Annotated in this window: 19 protein-coding genes; 18 read left to right on the forward strand and 1 reads right to left on the reverse strand. The window is 65.8% G+C overall.

Annotation, left to right across the window (positions count from 1 at the left end; translation table 11 throughout):
- Window positions 1–7 precede the first annotated feature (7 nt).
- From IAE37_RS16160 to IAE37_RS16245, 18 genes are read left to right on the forward strand one after another with little or no spacing between them, the layout of a single operon-like run.
- Window positions 8–262, forward strand: coding sequence for an acyl carrier protein (locus IAE37_RS16160; protein WP_201175144.1), 255 nt, complete (start codon window positions 8–10; stop codon window positions 260–262).
- Entirely contained in the window at window positions 259–804 is a 546-nt protein-coding gene (locus tag IAE37_RS16165) for a hypothetical protein (protein ID WP_201175145.1), read from the forward strand. The genes IAE37_RS16160 and IAE37_RS16165 overlap by 4 nt, the downstream gene beginning before the upstream one ends.
- Window positions 801–2,480: an ApeI family dehydratase gene (locus IAE37_RS16170; protein WP_201175146.1), complete on the forward strand. Its 1,680-nt coding sequence runs from the start codon at window positions 801–803 to the stop codon at window positions 2,478–2,480. The genes IAE37_RS16165 and IAE37_RS16170 overlap by 4 nt, the downstream gene beginning before the upstream one ends.
- Window positions 2,473–3,207: a glycosyltransferase family 2 protein gene (locus IAE37_RS16175; RefSeq protein WP_201175147.1), complete on the forward strand. Its 735-nt coding sequence runs from the start codon at window positions 2,473–2,475 to the stop codon at window positions 3,205–3,207. Before IAE37_RS16170 ends, IAE37_RS16175 begins: the two co-directional genes overlap by 8 nt.
- Window positions 3,204–4,142 carry an LpxL/LpxP family acyltransferase gene (locus tag IAE37_RS16180; protein ID WP_201175148.1) on the forward strand — a complete coding sequence of 313 codons (939 nt, stop codon included), beginning with the start codon at window positions 3,204–3,206 and terminating at the stop codon, window positions 4,140–4,142. The genes IAE37_RS16175 and IAE37_RS16180 overlap by 4 nt, the downstream gene beginning before the upstream one ends.
- The gene (locus IAE37_RS16185) at window positions 4,123–5,667 is read left to right on the forward strand and encodes an HAL/PAL/TAL family ammonia-lyase (RefSeq protein ID WP_201175150.1); all 1,545 of its coding nucleotides are present in this window, start codon (window positions 4,123–4,125) and stop codon (window positions 5,665–5,667) included. Before IAE37_RS16180 ends, IAE37_RS16185 begins: the two co-directional genes overlap by 20 nt.
- A complete protein-coding gene (locus IAE37_RS16190) occupies window positions 5,660–6,085 on the forward strand; it encodes an acyl-CoA thioesterase (RefSeq protein ID WP_201175152.1) in 426 nt (141 codons plus the stop codon). The genes IAE37_RS16185 and IAE37_RS16190 overlap by 8 nt, the downstream gene beginning before the upstream one ends.
- Window positions 6,082–6,675 carry an outer membrane lipoprotein carrier protein LolA gene (locus IAE37_RS16195; protein ID WP_201175154.1) on the forward strand — a complete coding sequence of 198 codons (594 nt, stop codon included), beginning with the start codon at window positions 6,082–6,084 and terminating at the stop codon, window positions 6,673–6,675. The genes IAE37_RS16190 and IAE37_RS16195 overlap by 4 nt, the downstream gene beginning before the upstream one ends.
- Complete coding sequence (locus IAE37_RS16200; protein ID WP_201175182.1) at window positions 6,665–8,986, forward strand: MMPL family transporter; 2,322 nt, start codon at window positions 6,665–6,667, stop codon at window positions 8,984–8,986. Before IAE37_RS16195 ends, IAE37_RS16200 begins: the two co-directional genes overlap by 11 nt.
- Entirely contained in the window at window positions 8,983–10,140 is a 1,158-nt protein-coding gene (locus IAE37_RS16205) for a sodium:proton antiporter (protein WP_201175155.1), read from the forward strand. The genes IAE37_RS16200 and IAE37_RS16205 overlap by 4 nt, the downstream gene beginning before the upstream one ends.
- Entirely contained in the window at window positions 10,127–11,374 is a 1,248-nt protein-coding gene (locus IAE37_RS16210; RefSeq protein ID WP_201175156.1) for an NAD(P)/FAD-dependent oxidoreductase, read from the forward strand. The genes IAE37_RS16205 and IAE37_RS16210 overlap by 14 nt, the downstream gene beginning before the upstream one ends.
- Complete coding sequence (locus IAE37_RS16215; RefSeq protein ID WP_201175157.1) at window positions 11,371–12,102, forward strand: class I SAM-dependent methyltransferase; 732 nt, start codon at window positions 11,371–11,373, stop codon at window positions 12,100–12,102. Before IAE37_RS16210 ends, IAE37_RS16215 begins: the two co-directional genes overlap by 4 nt.
- The gene (locus IAE37_RS16220) at window positions 12,099–12,584 is read left to right on the forward strand and encodes a hypothetical protein (protein ID WP_201175158.1); all 486 of its coding nucleotides are present in this window, start codon (window positions 12,099–12,101) and stop codon (window positions 12,582–12,584) included. Before IAE37_RS16215 ends, IAE37_RS16220 begins: the two co-directional genes overlap by 4 nt.
- A complete protein-coding gene (locus IAE37_RS16225; RefSeq protein ID WP_201175159.1) occupies window positions 12,581–13,774 on the forward strand; it encodes a beta-ketoacyl-[acyl-carrier-protein] synthase family protein in 1,194 nt (397 codons plus the stop codon). The genes IAE37_RS16220 and IAE37_RS16225 overlap by 4 nt, the downstream gene beginning before the upstream one ends.
- Complete coding sequence (locus tag IAE37_RS16230) at window positions 13,771–14,241, forward strand: hotdog family protein (RefSeq protein ID WP_201175160.1); 471 nt, start codon at window positions 13,771–13,773, stop codon at window positions 14,239–14,241. Before IAE37_RS16225 ends, IAE37_RS16230 begins: the two co-directional genes overlap by 4 nt.
- On the forward strand, window positions 14,234–14,962 hold the full coding sequence (fabG, locus tag IAE37_RS16235; RefSeq protein WP_201175162.1) for a 3-oxoacyl-ACP reductase FabG: 729 nt from the start codon (window positions 14,234–14,236) through the stop codon (window positions 14,960–14,962). The genes IAE37_RS16230 and fabG overlap by 8 nt, the downstream gene beginning before the upstream one ends.
- Complete coding sequence (locus IAE37_RS16240) at window positions 14,962–16,188, forward strand: beta-ketoacyl-ACP synthase (RefSeq protein WP_201175164.1); 1,227 nt, start codon at window positions 14,962–14,964, stop codon at window positions 16,186–16,188. Before fabG ends, IAE37_RS16240 begins: the two co-directional genes overlap by 1 nt.
- Window positions 16,189–16,218: 30 nt before the next feature.
- Complete coding sequence (locus tag IAE37_RS16245) at window positions 16,219–16,665, forward strand: excinuclease (RefSeq protein WP_201175166.1); 447 nt, start codon at window positions 16,219–16,221, stop codon at window positions 16,663–16,665.
- Between the two features lie 24 nt (window positions 16,666–16,689).
- On the opposite strand, the gene IAE37_RS16250 is transcribed toward IAE37_RS16245, so the two are convergent.
- A complete protein-coding gene (locus IAE37_RS16250; protein ID WP_201175168.1) occupies window positions 16,690–17,583 on the reverse strand; it encodes a LysR family transcriptional regulator in 894 nt (297 codons plus the stop codon).
- Window positions 17,584–17,777 lie beyond the last annotated feature (194 nt).

Consider the following 17,777-nt stretch of genomic DNA (forward strand, 5'->3'; position numbering starts at 1 on the left):
CCGTACCATGCAAACCCGCGAAGACATCTTCAACATCCTGCGCGACGCCCTGGTCGAACTGTTCGAACTGGAGCCGAGCAGCATCAGCCTGGAATCGAACCTGTACCAGGACCTGGAAATCGATAGCATCGATGCTGTCGACCTGATCGACCACATCAAGCGCCAGACTGGCAAGAAGATCGCCGCCGACGACTTCAAGTCGGTGCGCACCGTCAATGACGTGGTCGAGGCGGTATTGCGCCTGGTAAACCCCGCGGCATGAAACGCCTGATCGGCGTCGGCCTGCTACTGGCCGGCCTGCTGTACCCCTTTGCGGTGCATTTCGGCATGGCCCACTTCGCCCCCTGGCAATTCGGCCTGCTGCTCGGCGCTTTGTGGCTAGGCCGTGCCCTGAGCGCCCCACGTCGTCCCGGCGGCCTTTGGATGGCGCTGGCTGCGTTGGCGTTCTGCGCCCTGCTGGGGCTGTCCGACAGCGCGCAGCTGCTGCGATGGTACCCGGTATTGATCAGCCTGTTCATGCTGGCCTTGTTCGGTGCCAGCCTGCTGCACGGCATGCCGATGGCTGAGCGCCTGGCTCGCCTGCGCGAGCCAGAATTGCCGCCCAAGGCCGTGCACTACACGCGCCAGGTCACCCAGGCTTGGAGCTTGTTCTTCCTGGTCAACGGCCTGATCGCCGCAAGCCTGACGCTGTGGGCGCCGCTGAGCTGGTGGACCCTGTACAACGGCGTGATCGCCTATGCCGCGATGGGCCTGCTGTTCGTCATCGAATGGCTGATAAGACAACGTGTGCGAGGACGCTCATGAACTGGATCAACCTCGAACACCTGCTGCGCCCGCTGGACGCGCCGCGCCAGGTGACCCAAGCGCCAGAACTGGACCATGCCCGGCTCTGCCAGCAGGCTCTGCAGCTGGCCGGCGGCCTGCGCCAGCGGGGTGTCTCGCGCCTGGCCGTGCACCTTGACGATGCCGCGCAACTGGCCGTGGCCCTGCTCGGCGCCTGGCGTGCAGGTGTCCAGGTGCTGCTCCCGGCCGACCTGCAGCCGGCCACCCGCGAGCGCTGGAACGCCGAGGTGGACCTGTGGCTCAGCGACCAGCCCGGCGACTTGATGCCGAGCGACTTGCCAGGCCCAGCGCTACCTGCCGGCGACCTGGACCTGGAGCAGTGCCGGATCAGCCTGTGCACCTCGGGCTCCAGTGGCGAGCCCAAGCGTATCGACAAGCAACTGCGCCAGTTGGCCAACGAAGTGACGGCGCTCGAACGGCTGTGGGGCAGCACCCTGGGTGATGCCTGGATCATCGGCAGCGTCGCCACCCAGCATATCTACGGGCTATTGTTCCGCGTACTCTGGCCACTGTGTGCCGGGCGTGGCTTCGAGCGGCGCCAACTGCCATTCCCGGAAGACCTGCAGCGGGCCAGCCGTGAGCACCCGAGCTTCGCCTGGGTCGCCAGCCCGGCGCTGCTCAAGCGCATGGGCGACAACCTCGACTGGCCGGCGCTGCGCCAGGTGCGCCAGGTGTTCTCATCCGGCGGCGAACTGCCAGCGCTGGCAGCCGAACGCTTGCAGCAATGCCTGGGCCAGTGGCCGACGGAGATCCTTGGCAGCTCGGAGACCGGCGGCATCGCCTGGCGTCAGGGCGAAGCCTTGTGGCAACCGTTCGCCGACGTGCACCTGAGCCAGGATGAGCACGGCGCCCTGCGCATTGCCTCGAGCTACCTGCCCGCCGGGCATGTCGAGCAGAGCGCAGATGCCGCCGAGTTCGCCGAGAATGGGCGTTTTCGCCTGCTGGGGCGCCTTGACCGAATCGTCAAACTGGAAGAAAAGCGCATCTCCTTGCCCATGCTGGAGCAAGCCTTGTGCAGCCACCCTTGGGTCGCCGAGGCCCGTCTGGGCATGATCGAGGAAGGCCGCGCCTACCTTGGCGCCGTGCTGGTGCCGACCCCAGCGGGCCTGCATGCACTGCGTAACCAAGGTCGCCGGGCGCTGGTCGAGGCGTTGCGCACACACCTGGCCGGGCACTGCGAAACCTTGGCCCTGCCGCGCCGCTGGCGGCTGCTCCGGCAACTGCCGCTGAACACCCAGGGCAAGCTGCCTCAGGCCACGTTGCAAAGGTTGCTGCTGGCCCAGCGCAACATGGCCCCCGAAGTGCTGGAGCGCCGCCGCGAAGGCGAAGAGCTACACTTGCGCCTGGCGGTACCGCTGGACCTGGCCTGCTTCCCTGGGCACTTTCCGCAGACCCCGGTACTGCCTGGCGTGGTGCAGATCGACTGGGCCATCGCGCTGGCCAGCGACCTGTTGCAAGTCGAACGCCGTTTCGCCGGCATGGAAGTGCTCAAGTTCCAGCAATTGGTGCGCCCAGGCGACGAACTGGCGTTGGCCCTGCGCCTGGACCACGAACGGGGCAAGCTGTACTTCGCCTTCACCTGTGCCGGGCAGCCGTGCTCCAGTGGCCGCATCCTGCTGGAGGCCGCCTGTGCATAAGCCCTGCGCGGTGATCCCGGTGTACAACCATGAGCAGGCCGTGCCGAGCGTGGTCGCCGACCTGCTGCGCGCGGGCCTGCCCTGCGTGCTGGTCGATGATGCCAGCCACGCACCTTGTGCCCTGGTACTGAGGCAGTTGGCCGAACAGCCTGACGTGTACCTGATGACCCTGGCGGTCAACCAGGGCAAGGGCGGCGCGGTCATGGCCGGCCTGCGCGAAGCGGCGCGGCTAGGCTTCAGCCATGCCCTGCAGGTCGATGCCGACGGCCAGCACGACCTTGCCGACGTCAGCCGCTTCCTCGAACAATCGCAAGCGTGCCCACAAGCATTGGTATGCGGTTATCCACAATACGATGCCAGCGTGCCCAAGGGCCGCCTCTACGCCCGTTACCTGACGCACGTGTGGGTGTGGATCAACAGCCTGTCGCTGCAGATCCCCGACTCCATGTGCGGCTTCCGCGTCTACCCGCTGCCCGCCACCCTGGCCATGATCGACAGCGTCCAGTTGGGCAAACGCATGGACTTCGATCCGGAAATCCTCGTGCGCCTGGCCTGGCGTAACCAGCCGATGCGCTGGTTGCCGACCCGCGTGCACTACCCGCAGGACGGCCTGTCGCATTTTCGTCTGTTCCACGACAACGCACTGATCTCGAAAATGCACGCCAAGCTGTTCTTCGGCATGTTGCTACGAGCGCCGCTGATCCTCTGGCGTAGGTGGCGGGCATGAGCGAACAGTCGCCGCACTGGGCCGAGCACCAGGAACGGGGCAGTTTCTGGCTGATGAAGCTGACCGCGACCTTGGTCCGCCTGCTCGGCCGCCGTGTGCTCAGCCCACTGATCCATGTCATCGTCGCCTACTTCTTCCTGTTCGGTGGACGCGCTCGACGCAGCGCCTGGCAGTATCAGCAGCGGCTGCGACAATGGAATGCCGATCGCACTCCCGCACCCAGCCAGTGGCAGGTTTTCCGTCAGTTCATGGCCTTCGCCGACGCGCTGCTGGACAAGCTCGATGTGTGGAACGGCAAGCTGCGCCTCGAAGACATCGAGATCCACGACCCAGCCGGTCTACGCCAGCAACTGCGCGGCGCGCGCGGGCAGATGCTGGTCGGCGCGCACCTGGGCAACCTGGAAGTGTGCCGGGCCCTGGCCGAGCTGGGCGAGCAAGTGACCATGAACGTGCTGGTGCACACCCGCCACGCCGAGCGCTTCAACCGCCTGCTGGGCGAGGCCGGGGCCACCAACCTGCGGCTGATCCAGGTCAGCGAACTGGACCCGGCAGTGATGCTGCAACTGTCCGAGCGCCTGGAGCGTGGCGAGTGGCTGGCGATCGCTGGCGACCGCGTGCCACTGCACGGTACACGTACCGTCGAAGTGGATTTCCTCGGCCACCCGGCGGCCTTCCCACAAGGCCCGTGGTTGCTGGCAGGCATGCTCGAATGCCGGCTCAACCTGTTGTTCTGCCTCAAGCAGCAAGGCCGCTACCACGTCACCCTCGAACCCTTTGCCGAACGCCTGCAGTGGCGCCGCGGCCAGCGCGATCAGGTCATCACCGAATGGGCCACGCGCTACGCCGAACGCCTGGGCCACTACTGCAGCCAGGCACCGTTGCAGTGGTTCAATTTCTACCCTTTCTGGAAGACCGATGACGATGCATCCGCATGAGCCTGTCACCTTCGGCGAATCGCCGCTGGCAATCGAAGATGTCCTCGCGCTGGCCGAACGCCGCACCTCGGCATGCCTGCAGGATGATCCCGCCTACCGTGAGCGCATCGCCCGTGGCGCGCGCTTTCTCGACACCTTGCTGGATAAGGAAGGGGTCATCTATGGCGTGACCACCGGCTATGGCGACTCCTGCGTGGTGGCAGTGCCGCTCGAACATGTCGAAGCACTGCCGCAACACCTGTACACCTTCCACGGTTGCGGCCTGGGCAAGCTGCTCGACGCCCGCGCCACCCGCGCCGTGCTAGCCGCACGCTTGCGGTCGCTGAGCCACGGCGTGTCCGGCGTTCGCCTGGAGCTGCTGGAAAGACTGCGCGATTTCCTCGCCCACGACATCCTGCCGCTGATCCCCGAAGAAGGCTCGGTGGGCGCCAGCGGCGACCTGACCCCGTTGTCCTATGTCGCCGCGACCTTGTCTGGCGAGCGTGAGGTGATGTACCAGGGCCAGCGCCGCAGCAGTGCCGAGGTGCACCGCGAACTGGGCTGGCAGCCACTGGTGCTAAGGCCCAAGGAAGCTCTGGCACTGATGAACGGCACCGCTGTGATGACTGGCCTGGCCTGCCTCGCCTATGCCCGCGCCGATTACCTGCTGCAACTGGCCACGCGTATCACCGCGCTCAACGTCATCGGCCTGCAGGGCAACCCGGAACACTTCGACGAGCGCCTGTTCGCCGCCAAGCCGCACCCCGGTCAGACCCAGGTCGCTGCGTGGCTGCGCCAGGACTTGGCCATCGACGCGCCACTGCCTGCGCTGCACCGCCTGCAGGACCGCTACTCGCTGCGCTGCGCGCCCCATGTGCTGGGCGTGCTGGCCGACAGCCTGGGCTGGCTGCGCGGCTTCATCGAGACCGAACTGAACAGCGCCAACGACAACCCGATCATCGACGGCGATGCCGAGCGCGTGCTGCACGGTGGGCACTTCTATGGGGGGCATATCGCCTTCGCCATGGACAGCCTGAAAACCCTGGTGGCCAACGTCGCCGACCTGCTCGACCGCCAGCTCGCGCTGTTGGTTGACGTACGCTACAACCACGGTCTGCCGAGCAACCTGTCCGGTGCCCCCACCGAGCGGGCGATGATCAACCACGGCTTCAAGGCCGTACAGATCGGCGCCAGTGCCTGGACCGCTGAAGCCCTCAAGCAGACGATGCCTGCCAGTGTGTTCTCACGCTCCACCGAATGCCACAACCAGGACAAGGTCAGCATGGGCACCATTGCCGCGCGCGATGCCCTGCGTGTGCTGGAACTGACCGAGCAGGTCGCCGCGGCCAGCCTGCTGGCAGCCAATCAGGGGGTCTGGCTGCGCACTCGCCAGGCACACGCCCATGCCCTGCCCCCGGCGCTGGCGCGCATGCACGAAGCACTGCTTGAAGACTTCGCTCCGGTCATCGAAGACCGCGCCCTGGAAAGCGACCTGCGCCTGTGCCTGCAACGCATTGGCGAGCGCCATTGGAGGCTGCATGCGTAACCCAGGAGTGTTCCATGTCGACAGCGAGGTCATTGTGCCTTTCTTCGATGTCGACAGCATGCACATCGTCTGGCACGGCCATTACGTCAAGTACCTGGAAGTAGCCCGTTGCGCGCTGCTCGACCGCCTGGCTCACAACTACCTGCAGATGCAGGCCAGCGGCTACGCGTGGCCTGTGATCGACCTGCAGCTGCGCTACATCCGCGGTGCTACGTTCGGCCAGCGCCTGACCGTGCGCGCCAGCCTGGTGGAATGGGAAAATCGCCTGAAAATCCACTACCTGATCAGCGATGCCGCTACCGGTGAACGCATGACCCGTGCCAGCAGCGTACAGGTGGCCGTGCACATCGCAAGCGGCGAGATGCAGTTGGCCTCGCCGCAGGTACTGCTCGATGCCGTGCAGCAGGTGCTGGCATGAAGCGCGCCCTGATGGCCATGGCACTGCTGATCGCGAGCCCACTGGCCTTCGCCTTCAACCTCGACGACCTGCAAAAGCAGTTGAGCGAGCCGGCAGTGGTCAAGGGCCCGTTCATCCAGGAAAAACACCTGCGCGCCCTGCCACAGCCCTTGCTGAGCAAAGGTCGCTTCGTGCTGGCCCGCGACCACGGTCTGCTGTGGCTGCTGCAAACACCTCTGCCCCAGGACTACCGTATCGACGCCCAGGGCATCGCCCGCCGCGACCCGAGCGGTTGGCAGAACTTGCCCAGCCGCAGCGCCGGGGCAGAGCAGAACCGTCTGTTCTTCGCCGTGCTGCAAGGCGACAGCAGCGGCCTGCAGCGTGACTTCGAGCTGAGCCTCAGTGGCGAAGCCGGGCACTGGCAGTTGCACCTGACACCCCGTTCGCTGCTGCTCAAGCAAATCTTCACGGGCATCGACATCAGCGGCGGGCGCTATGTCGAGCGCATCGAGTTGCGTGAGACCCAGGGCGACAGCACCGTGCTGCGCATGCCAACGAGCAGCGGCGCCGCCACCCTGAGCGATGCGGAGCGCAGTGACTTTGCAGACTGAACGCCTGTTACCACGCCTGTTCCTGTGCCTGCTGCTGGCCGTGCTGTCGTTCGCCGCCTGGCAGTGGCACCGTGGCGCGCCGCTTTCGGCCGACCTGATGAGCCTGGTGCCAGGCGCGACGCAAGACCCATTGGTCAAGCGGGCCGAACAGCGTATGCAAGAGCCGCTCAATCGTGAACTGCTGGTGCTGGTCGGCCACCCCGATCGCCAGCAGGCATTGGCCTTGGCCACGTCCCTGGCGGGCCGCTGGCAAGCCAGCGGGCTGTTCGAGAAGGTCCAGTGGAGCCTGCAGACCGACCTGCAAGCCGTGCGAGCGCAGCTGCTGCAAGGGCGCCTGGCGATGCTCGCGGCCAAAGACCGCCAGCAACTGCTCGAACAACCCGACGCCTTTATCGAGCAGCGTGTGCAAAGCTTGTTCGACCCGTTTGCCGGCTTTAGCCTGGTCGCCAGCCAGGACGATTGGCTGGGCCTGACCGGGCGCATCCAGAACAGTCAGCCGAAACCGGCCAACGTCGAACTGGACACCGCCAGCGGCGCGTTGATCGCCCAGGCCGATGGCCAGCAGTGGGTGCTGTTGCGCGCCCGCACCCTGGGCAATGCGTTCGACCTGCAGTTACCCCAGCAGGTGGCTGAGTTACTGGCTAATGGCCGCATCCAGGCCGACCAGGTCGGGGGGCGGCTGCTGGCGGCAAGCGGCCTGCTGTACGCCGCCGCGGGTCAGCAGCAGGCCAGCCGGGAAATCACCTGGGTCGGTGGCGGGGCTACGCTGGGTATCCTGCTGATGTTGCTACTGGCCTTCCGCCGCTGGCGGGTACTGTTGGCGTTCGTCCCAGTGCTGGTGGGCATGCTGTTCGGGTCGGTGGTATGCGTGGCGTTGTTCGGCCAGATGCATGTGATGACCCTGGTGCTCGGCTCCAGCCTGATCGGCGTGGCGGTCGACTACCCGCTGCATTACTTGTCCAAGAGTTGGAGTCTCGTGCCCTGGCGCAGTTGGCCAGCGGTTCGTCTGACCCTTCCAGGCATGAGCCTGAGCCTGGCGACCAGTTGCATCGGCTACCTGGCCCTGTCCTTCACACCGTTCCCCGCGCTGACCCAGATCGCCGCATTCTCCGCCGCCGGCCTTGCCGGCGCGTATCTGAGCGCGGTATGCATGCTGCCGGCGCTGCTCGCCAAGGTCGAACTGCAACCGGCACGCTGGCCGCTGCAGCTTGCCGAAACCCTGACCACCTGGCGCGAGCGCCTGCTCGACAAGGTGCCCAGCAGTGCCTTGCTGGCCCTGATGCTGGTGTTTTGCGCCACCGGCCTGTGGCATCTGCAGACACGCAACGAGATCCGCCAGTGGGTCGGTACGCCGCCACACCTGCTCGAAGAAGCCCAGGCCGTGGCACGCATCACGGGCTATCAACCGACCAGCCAGTTCTACCTGGTACGCGCGGCCGACCAGCAGCAACTGCTCAGGCGCTTGCAGGCACTGGACGGCAAGCTCGATGAACTGGTCGAACTGGGCAAGCTCAAGGGTTTCATGAGCCTCGATCAGATAATCGCCAGCCCAGCCGAGCAAGCCCAGGCTCGCCACGCCCTGGCCGCCCTGCCCGCGCACTGGCAGCCGCTGCTGGCACTGGGCGTGCCCGAGGCAGCGCTGGCCGCTGAAATCGAACGGTTGCGCCAGCTGCCGGAACAATCCATCGAGCAGGTCCTGGCCGGCCCGTTGGGCGAAGCCTGGCGGCCCTTGTGGCTGGGCCGCGATGGCGTGGGCGTAGCCGCCATCGTCAGCTTGCAAGGGTTAGGCGACAGCGCGCTGCTGCGCCTGCAGGCCGACGGTCTGGAAGGCGTGCAGTTGGTCGACCGTCTCGGTGAGTTGAATCGATCGTTCGCCGCCACCCAGGTGAGCGCGGCAGAGCTCAAGCTGCTGTCGTGCGTGCTGATCCTGGTGCTGCTGATGCTACCTTTCGGCCTGCGTGGGTCATTGCGCATCGTCGCCTTGCCTCTGTTGGCGGCCATGTGCAGCCTGGCCAGCCTGGGCTGGCTGGGCCAGCCGCTGACGTTGTTCAGCCTGTTCGGCCTGCTGCTGGTAACCGCCATCAGCGTCGATTACGCGATCCTCATGCATGAACGCATCGGCGGCGCCGCCGTGAGCCTGCTGGGCACCCTGCTGGCAGCGCTCACCACCTGGCTGTCGTTCGGCCTGCTGGCCCTGTCGAGCACGCCGGCCGTGAGCAACTTTGGCCTGGCCGTCAGCCTCGGCCTGGCCTTCAGCTTTCTCCTGGCGCCCTGGGCCGCCCCCCGCGATGGAACGCGAACTTACCCATGACCCTCGTTCTTTTCTGGGCTTTGGCCCTGCCGTTGTTCACGCTAGCCAGTGCGCTGGGCAGGCGCCTGGGGCTGATTCCGATCGTCAGCCAGCTGCTGCTGGCGGCCCTGGTACTGCCACTGCTCATGCTGCTGTGGGTCGAACCGCACTGGCACCTTGACGGCGCCGCGCTGGTCGCCCCGGCCTGGGTCAAGGCCTTGTACGGTTGCAGCTTCGCCCTGCTGCTGGGGCACATCCTCACCGAGGTGATGGCGCTGCGGCCGGATCGCGAGGCGCTTAAGCTGGCCATCCCGAGCTTTTCGCTGCCGTTCGCCTGCGGCCTGGCGTGCGCAGTGTGGCTTCTCGACCAGGAAGGTATCACCGCCCTGGCCTTGGGCCTGGTGTTCGCCATCACTGCGGTCCCGGTGTTGTACCTGTACTTGCGCGCCATCGACTACCCCGCCGCCGCGGGCCGGCGCCTGTTGCAGGCAGCCATCCTCATCGACCTGCTCTGCTGGTTGCTGCTCAGCCTGGGCCAGGGCAGCCTGCAACCGGGCAGCCTGGCCTGGCCACTGCTGTTAGCGCTATCGCCGCTGCCGTTGAAGTCGCTCGGCCTGCGCGCGCCGAAGGCCTATGGCCTGCTGTTGCTGGTACTGCTATTCGTCGCAGAGCACTACAAACTCAATGCCCTGCTCCTGGGTATCGGTTACCTGGGCTGCCTGGCCTGGCTCAAGGTACCGGTATGCCTGCCATTGCCCGAGGCACGCAACCGCCAACTGCAGCAGGCCCTGGCGATACCGCTGGTGCTCACCTATGGCGTGGTGCAAATCGATGTGCGGCATGCCCTGAGCGGTTTCGACGCCTGGCAGTTGGCTGCCGTGCTGGTGCTGCCGATCGCCAGCAAGCTGCTTGGCAACTGGCTCGGCCTGAGCTGGGCCGCAGCGTCGTTCCCTGGCGCCAGTAAATGGCGCGAAAGCCTGCTGCTGAACATCCGCGGCCTGAGCGAAATCGTTTTCCTCAACCTGCTGCTGTCGCAGCAGTTGATCAGCCCGGCGCTTTACTTCGCTCTGATGCTGATGAGCCTGGTCGCCACCCTGATGCCGGCGCTGGCTGGCCTGCACCGTCTTCCCCTGAAATCCGTTTCCATGGCAAGGAGCCCTTATGCCGAACCTTGAACTGCAACAACGCCAGGTACTGGTGATCGGTGCCGGGCCGTCCGGCGCCATCGCAGCCGCGCTGCTCAAGCGCCAAGGCCATGATGTGCTGGTCATCGAACGCCAGCGCTTCCCACGTTTTTCCATCGGCGAAAGCCTGCTGGCCCACTGCATCGACTTCGTGGAAGAAGCAGGCATGCTCGAGGCCTTGCAGGCTGCAGGCTTCCAGTACAAGAACGGCGCGGCTTTCGCTTGGGGCGAGGCGTACACCGACTTCGACTTCGGCCAGACATTCAACCAAGGCAAGCCAAGCACCTTCCAGGTGCAGCGCGCACGCTTCGACAAGCTGCTGGCCGACCAGGCCGAGGCCCAGGGTGTGGAGATCCGCTACGAGCACGAGATCGTCAGTGCCGACATGATGGGCGACCAGCCACGCGTGCGTGCACGCCGCCCGGACGGCAGCGAATATGACGTGCAGGCGCAGTTCGTGCTCGACGCCAGTGGCTACGGCCGTGTGCTGCCGCGCTTGCTCGATCTGGAGGCGCCCTCGGACTTCCCGGTCCGCCAGGCGGTGTTCACCCACATCGAGGATCGCATCGACCACCCTGGCTTCGACCGTGACAAGATCCTCATCACCACCCACCCCGAACACCGCGATATCTGGTTCTGGACCATTCCGTTCAGCGATGGCCGTACCTCGCTGGGCGTGGTCGCCGCCGCCGAACGTTTCGCCACCGCGCCCAAGGACCTGGATGCCTGCCTCGAACACTTCGTGGCGCAGACCCCGAGCTTGGCCAAGGTGCTGGCCAACGCCGTATGGGACACCCCCGCACGCAGCATCGGAGGCTACTCGGCCAACGTCAAGGCGCTACATGGCAAGGGTTATGCGCTGCTCGGCAATGCCGCCGAGTTCCTCGACCCGGTATTTTCCTCCGGCGTGACCATCGCCATGCGTTCGGCGAGCATGGCCGCCGGCCTGCTGCACCGCCAACTGCAGGGCGAGACAGTGGACTGGCAGCGCGAATTCGCCGAGCCGCTCAAGCGCGGGGTCGACACCTTCCGCGTGTATGTCGAGGGCTGGTACGACGGCAGCTTCCAGGACGTGATCTACCACCCCGGCAGTTCGCCAGAGATCCGCGCCATGATCAGCTCGATCCTCGCCGGCTATGCCTGGGACACCCGTAACCCATTCGTCGCCGAGCCCAAGCGGCGCCTGCGCACCCTGGCCGAACTCTGTGCAAGGGAGCCAGCATGAGCCAACGCCCATTCCTCAGCGATACCTATGTCGAGGAAACCCGCATCGGCTTTCGCTTCCTTAGCAGCCACATCTGGCAGCACCATGTACTGCGGGTAGCGATCAACGACCTGCGCCGGTTGTTCGGCAGTGAACCACCCCAGGCACCGGTGTTGCTCGATGCAGGCTGCGGCCAAGGCAAGTCGTTCAAGCATCTGCATCAGGTGTTCGCACCTTCGCGGCTGCTGGGCACCGATGCCGACCCGCACAGCCTTACGCTCAGCGCCGCCGAAGCTGAGCGCCTGGGCCTGGACGTCGAGCTGCGCGGCAGTGATTGCGCCCAGCTGCAGTACCCGAACGCCAGCGTCGACATTGTCTTCTGCCACCAAACCTTCCACCACCTGGTGGAGCAGGAAAAAGCCCTGGCCGAGTTCTACCGCGTGCTCAAGCCTGGTGGTTTCCTGCTGTTCGCCGAGTCTACCGAGGCCTACATCGACACCTGGGTGATCCGCTGGTTCTTCCGTCACCCCATGCACGTGCAGAAGAGCGCTGCAGGCTACCTGCAGATGCTGCGTGAACAAGGCTTCGAGTTCGGCCCGAGCAATATTTCGTACCCCTACCTGTGGTGGAGCCGCGCCAGGGATTTCGGCCTGCTCGAACGCCTGGGCCTGCGCAAGCCACCACCGGTCGGCCAACGTGAAGAGACACTGGTCAACGTGGTGGCGCGCAAGCCCCTGGAGCAACCATGAAACAGCTGCTGGCGATCGCCCTGTGCCTACTGCTCGGCGCCTGCGCCGCACGCCCGCCGCTGCCCACGCGACTGCCAGCACTGCAACTGCCGCAGCAACTGCACATCGAGCGCGAACAGGCCGGGCAGCGCCAGGACTGGCTGCTGGTGATCCAGGACGAACACGGCCGCCTGCGCTGGTCGTTGCTCGACCTGTTAGGTATCCCCCAGGCCCGGCAAGTGCTCGATGGCCAACAGTGGCAGGCTGACGGCCTGTTGCCGCCGAACCCGGCCGCACGCGAGCTGTTCGCCGCCGTGCTGTTCGCCCTGACCCCGCCCGGCCAACTGCCACAGCTTTATCCACAAGCGCAGCAACAGAACGAACGGCGCTGGCTGGACGACCGCTGGCAGGTCACCTATCGGGCCGCCGATGCCTTCGACTTGAACCTCGGTCAGGGTCTGCGTTATGTAGTCGACCCTCTGCCTCGCGAGAACACACCATGACCGCCTACCTCAACGCCCTCGGCCTGGTATGCGCCCTCGGCCAAGGCCAGGCCGAGGTGGCCGCACGCCTGTTCGCCGGCGACTGCTCCGGCATGCAGCCCGCCGAGGGCTGGATCCCCGAACGCCGGCCACCGGTCGGCACGGTCCCAGGTAGGTTACCAACCCTGCCGCTGCCAGAGCAGCACAGCCGCAACAACCAACTGCTGTACGCTGCCGCCCTGCAGATCGAGCCGGCTATCGGCCAGGCCATCGCCCAGTACGGCGCCCACCGTGTCGCAGTCATCCTTGGCACCAGCACCTCGGGGATCGCCGAAGCCAGCGAGGGCATCGGCCAATACCTGCAGACGGGGCATTTTCCCGCAGATTATCGCTACGCCCAGCAAGAGCTGAGTGCACCGGCCAATTTCCTTGCCGACTGGCTGCATCTAAGCGGCCCGGCCTACGTGATTTCCACGGCCTGCACCTCCAGCGGCCGGGCCCTGCTCAGCGCACGACGCCTGCTCGACCTGGGCCTGTGCGACGCCGTGCTGTGCGGTGGGGTCGACAGCCTGTGCGGCCTGACCCTCAATGGCTTCGGCGCCCTGGAAGCCGTCAGCGAAAAGCGCTGCAATCCGTTTTCAGCCAACCGTGACGGCATCAACATCGGCGAGGCCGCAGCGTTGTTTCTGATGACCCGCCAGGGCAACCCGCAAAGTGCCAACATCGCCTTGCTCGGTGCCGGCGCCAGCTCCGATGCCCACCACATATCCGCCCCCGACCCCACGGGTGCGGGCGCCTTGCAGTGCATGAGCAAAGCACTGGACAATGCCGGCCTTACGCCCTCGCAGATCGACTACCTGAACCTGCATGGCACCGCAACGGCGCACAACGACGCCATGGAAAGCCTCGCCGTGCACACCTTGTTCGGCGCCACGCTACCCTGCTCCTCGAGCAAGCCGCTGACCGGCCATACGCTAGGTGCCGCCGGGGCGCTGGAGGCGGCCTTCTGTTGGCTGAGCCTGAGCGGACACAACCGACACGGGCTGCTGCCACCGCATGTGTGGGACCAGCAGCAGGACCCCGCGCTGCCATCCCTGGCCCTGGTGGACGGTAGCCAGCGCCTGGACCTGCGGCGGCCACGCCGCTTGATGAGCAACTCGTTCGCCTTCGGCGGCAACAATGTAAGCCTGATTCTCGGAGACACCGCATGATCCCCTGGCCCCTGGCCGAGCTGCTGCCCCACGCCGGCGACATGATCCTGATCGACCAGGTCGAGCGTTGCGACGATGAGCAGATCCATACCCGTACCACCGTGCGCCCCGGCGGCCTGTTCAACCGCGCCGACGGCAGCCTGCCGGCCTGGCTCGGCGTCGAGCTGATGGCGCAGAGCGTCGCCGCCTATGCCGGCTGCCGCGCCCGGCGCAATGGCGAGGCGGTCGAGCTGGGCTTTCTGCTCGGCACGCGCAAGTTCGAGTGCGATGTCGAACACTTTCCCGTCGGCGCCGAACTGCACATCCACGCCCTGCGTTCGCTCGAAGACGACAACGGTATGGGCGTGTTCGAATGCCATCTGCGCGGGCCCGGTATCCATGCCAGCGCCCGCCTGAATGTCTACCGCCCCCCGCAAGTGGCCAGCTACCTGGTCGAACCGGGCCCAGAGGAGTCCTCCAATGACTGAAACCATTCTGGTCACCGGCTCGAGCCGGGGCATCGGCCGCGCCATCGCTCTGCGCCTGGCACGAGCCGGCTACGACCTGGTGCTGCACTGCCGCAGCGGGCGCGCCGAGGCCGATGCCGTGGCCGAGGAAGTGCGGGCACTGGGCCAACAGGCACGGGTGTTGCAGTTCGACATCAGCGACCGTGCCGCCTGCCGAGCCATCCTCGAAAGCGACGTGGAGCGCTTCGGCGCCTATTACGGCGTGGTGTGCAACGCCGGGCTGACCCGCGACGGCGCCTTCCCGGCGCTCACCGATGAAGACTGGGACCAGGTGCTGCGCACCAACCTCGATGGCTTCTACAACGTCCTGCAACCGCTGACCATGCCGATGATCCGTCGCCGCGCGCCGGGACGCATCGTCTGCATCACCTCGGTTTCGGGGCTGATCGGCAACCGCGGCCAGGTCAACTACAGCGCCTCCAAGGCCGGCCTGATCGGCGCCGCCAAGGCCCTGGCGATCGAGCTGGGCAAGCGCCGCATCACCGTCAACTGCGTGGCCCCTGGGCTGATCGACACCGCCATGCTCGATGAGCACGTGCCAGTGGAGGAACTGATGAAAATGATCCCGGCCGGGCGTATGGGTACCCCAGAAGAGGTGGCAGGTGCAGTGAATTTCCTGATGTCGCCGGAGGCGGCGTACATCACTCGCCAGGTGCTGGCAGTCAATGGAGGGCTGTGCTGATGCGCCGCGTCGTCGTCACCGGCATGGCCGGCATCACGTCCCTGGGCAGCGACTGGGCGACCATCGCCAGGCATTTTGCCAACCAGCGCAGCGGCATCCGGCGCATGGATGAATGGGACCGCTTCGAGGAACTGAACACCCGCCTGGCCGGCCCCATCGATGACTTCAAGGTGCCCGGGCACTGGACCCGCAAGCAGCTGCGCAGCATGGGCCGGGTTTCGCGCCTGGCCGTGGCTGCCGCCGAACGTGCCCTGGCCGACGCCGGCCTGCTCGACGACCCGAGCATTCGCGACGGGCGCATGGGCGTGGCGTGTGGCTCGTCCACCGGCAGCACCGACGAGATCAAGGCGTTCGGCAACATGCTGCTCAACTCGGTGGCCGATGGCCTCAATGCCAATTCCTACGTGCGCATGATGCCGCACACCACCGCCGCCAACATCAGCATCTTCTTCGGCCTCACCGGACGGCTGATTCCTACTTCCAGCGCCTGCACCAGCGGCAGCCAGGGTATCGGCTACGCCTACGAGGCGGTCAAGTACGGGCGCTTGCCGATGATGCTCGCCGGCGGTGCCGAGGAACTGTGCCCGACCGAAGCGATGGTGTTCGACGCGCTGTACGCCACCAGCCTGAAGAACGAGACCCCGCACCTGAGCCCACGCCCCTATGACGGCGGGCGCGATGGCCTGGTGATCGGCGAAGGTGGCGGCATGCTGGTGCTCGAAGAGCTGGAACACGCCCTGGCCCGCGGCGCGAAGATCCACGCCGAGATCGTCGGCTTCGGCAGCAATGCCGACGGCCAGCACACCACCCGTCCCGAACAGGTCACCATGCGCCGGGCCATGGAACTGGCCTTGGAAGACGCCGGCCTGCCCCCCCAATCGATCGGCTACGTCAACGGCCACGGCACCGCCACCGAACAAGGCGACATCGCCGAGACCCTGGCCACCCACAGCCTGTTCGGCCCAAGCATGCCCATCAGCTCGCAGAAAAGCTTCCTCGGCCACACGCTGGGGGCGTGTGGAGCGCTGGAATCCTGGTTCAGCATCGAGATGATGAACAGCGACCGCTACGTGCACACACTCAACCTGGACCAGATCGACCCCCGCTGCGGCGAGCTCGATTACCTGCGGGGCGAGTTCCGCACCATGAACAATCAATACGTCATGAACAACAACTTCGCCTTTGGTGGGGTCAACACCTCGTTGATCTTCCGCCGCTGGCCGTGAACGACCCTTAACCACACCAAGGAAGACCCAATGCGTATCAAATCCCTTACCACAGCTACCGCTTTGCTGCTGTGCGCCCTGCCAGGCTTGAGCCAGGCCCGTGACACCGCGCTGTACCTGCCATTTGAAAAGGTCGTGCAGCAGATGCAGGCCGAGAAGAAGCTCGACGGTTCGGTGAAGTTTTACCTCGCTGGCGTGCAGCCACGCGGCAAGGTCAAGGTGATCAGCGCCAATGCTGTCACCAACAAGAAGACCAATGCCTTCAACAAGAGCGACGAAGCCGCCTGCGAGTGGGCACTGCAATCGGCTCTGCTGACCCTGCAGGATGCCGCGCACAAGGCAAACGCCAACGCCGTGACCAACATCGCCAGCTACTACAAGAAGAATGAGCGCAAGGATGCTTCTACCTACGAGTGCCATGCCGGTGCGGTGATCGCAGGCGTAGCGCTCAAGGGTGATCTTGCGCGCGTCGACTGACGCCCCAAGCTGAGCGGCTGCCCCTCAGCCGCTCAACTGGCCGGTTAGCAACTCGGCGAAGGCCCTGGCCATCGCCGATGCGCCGCGCTCGCGCTGCACCAGCCACACCGCCGAAACGGCCTCGGCGTCGAGCAGGGTTCGATACACCACGCCATCGATGCGCATGCGCTGGTACGACGCGGGCAGCACCGACACCCCCAACCCCGCCGAAACCAGGCCGATGATGGTCATCGCCTCGCCGGCTTCCTGGGCGAAGTGCGGGCTGAACCCGGCCTGCCGGGCCAGGCTCTGCAACTGCGCATACAGGCCACTGCCGTAGCTGCGCGGGAAGAACACGAAAGGCTCATGCGCCAGCGCGGCCATGTGCACGCCTTGCTCGTTGCCCTCGGCCAGTGGATGCGAGGCATTGACCACCGCCACCAGCGGCTCGCGGAACAGCTCAGTGGCCAGCAATCCGTCTGGTAACGGCATCGGGCGCATCAAGCCGACCTCGATGGATTCGTCGAAGACACCCTCGGCCACCGCGCGGCTGCTCATCTCCTGGAGGTGCAGGTGCACCGCCGGGAAGCGCTGGCGAAAAGCGTGTATTGCCTTGGGAATCTTCGAAGTGAACGGCGCCGACGACGTGAAGCCGATCTTCAGTTCGCCCAGCTCGCCGAGTTGTGCCCGGCGCGCCACATCGGCGGCCTTTTCCACCTGCGCCAGCACCTGGCGGGCCTCATCGAGGAACAGCCGGCCCGCCTCGCTCAACTCCACTCGTCGGTTGGTGCGCTCGAACAGGCGTGCGCCGAGCTCCTGTTCCAGTGCCTGGATCTGCTGGCTCAGCGGCGGCTGGGAGATGCCCAGCTGCTGTGCGGCCCGGCCAAAATGCAGTTCCTCGGCGACGGCGATGAAATAACGCAGGTGGCGCAGCTCCATGTTCGGCTCCAAACAAGTCGTGAAAGCTCTCAAATAGGTCGAACAATATATTGGATCTAATCATTAGGGAGCTATATGCTTTTTTCATTGCCCCAGAGGTATCCCCTGTGAAAACTGCTGTAGCTCGACTCCCCACCGACCCCGCCGCCGAGGGGCGTTGCCGCTACCTGGGCGTGGCCTACCAGCTGCAGGAC

The sequence above is a fragment of the Pseudomonas sp. S31 genome, from assembly GCF_016648105.1.
Taxonomy (GTDB): Bacteria; Pseudomonadota; Gammaproteobacteria; order Pseudomonadales; family Pseudomonadaceae; genus Aquipseudomonas.

Bases quoted from the DNA above. Each gene is read 5' to 3' on its own strand.
- IAE37_RS16210 (WP_201175156.1), top strand. From the start codon at position 10,127: ATGCCGAACCTTGAACTGCAACAACGCCAGGTACTGGTGATCGGTGCC.
- IAE37_RS16240 (WP_201175164.1), top strand. From the start codon at position 14,962: ATGCGCCGCGTCGTCGTCACCGGCATGGCCGGCATCACGTCCCTGGGC.
- IAE37_RS16160 (WP_201175144.1), top strand. From the start codon at position 8: ATGCAAACCCGCGAAGACATCTTCAACATCCTGCGCGACGCCCTGGTC.
- IAE37_RS16250 (WP_201175168.1), bottom strand. From the start codon at position 17,583: ATGGAGCTGCGCCACCTGCGTTATTTCATCGCCGTCGCCGAGGAACTG.
- IAE37_RS16220 (WP_201175158.1), top strand. From the start codon at position 12,099: ATGAAACAGCTGCTGGCGATCGCCCTGTGCCTACTGCTCGGCGCCTGC.
- IAE37_RS16205 (WP_201175155.1), top strand. From the start codon at position 8,983: ATGACCCTCGTTCTTTTCTGGGCTTTGGCCCTGCCGTTGTTCACGCTA.
- fabG (WP_201175162.1), top strand. From the start codon at position 14,234: ATGACTGAAACCATTCTGGTCACCGGCTCGAGCCGGGGCATCGGCCGC.
- IAE37_RS16190 (WP_201175152.1), top strand. From the start codon at position 5,660: ATGCGTAACCCAGGAGTGTTCCATGTCGACAGCGAGGTCATTGTGCCT.
- IAE37_RS16165 (WP_201175145.1), top strand. From the start codon at position 259: ATGAAACGCCTGATCGGCGTCGGCCTGCTACTGGCCGGCCTGCTGTAC.
- IAE37_RS16225 (WP_201175159.1), top strand. From the start codon at position 12,581: ATGACCGCCTACCTCAACGCCCTCGGCCTGGTATGCGCCCTCGGCCAA.
- IAE37_RS16195 (WP_201175154.1), top strand. From the start codon at position 6,082: ATGAAGCGCGCCCTGATGGCCATGGCACTGCTGATCGCGAGCCCACTG.
- IAE37_RS16230 (WP_201175160.1), top strand. From the start codon at position 13,771: ATGATCCCCTGGCCCCTGGCCGAGCTGCTGCCCCACGCCGGCGACATG.
- IAE37_RS16170 (WP_201175146.1), top strand. From the start codon at position 801: ATGAACTGGATCAACCTCGAACACCTGCTGCGCCCGCTGGACGCGCCG.
- IAE37_RS16185 (WP_201175150.1), top strand. From the start codon at position 4,123: ATGACGATGCATCCGCATGAGCCTGTCACCTTCGGCGAATCGCCGCTG.
- IAE37_RS16245 (WP_201175166.1), top strand. From the start codon at position 16,219: ATGCGTATCAAATCCCTTACCACAGCTACCGCTTTGCTGCTGTGCGCC.
- IAE37_RS16215 (WP_201175157.1), top strand. From the start codon at position 11,371: ATGAGCCAACGCCCATTCCTCAGCGATACCTATGTCGAGGAAACCCGC.
- IAE37_RS16180 (WP_201175148.1), top strand. From the start codon at position 3,204: ATGAGCGAACAGTCGCCGCACTGGGCCGAGCACCAGGAACGGGGCAGT.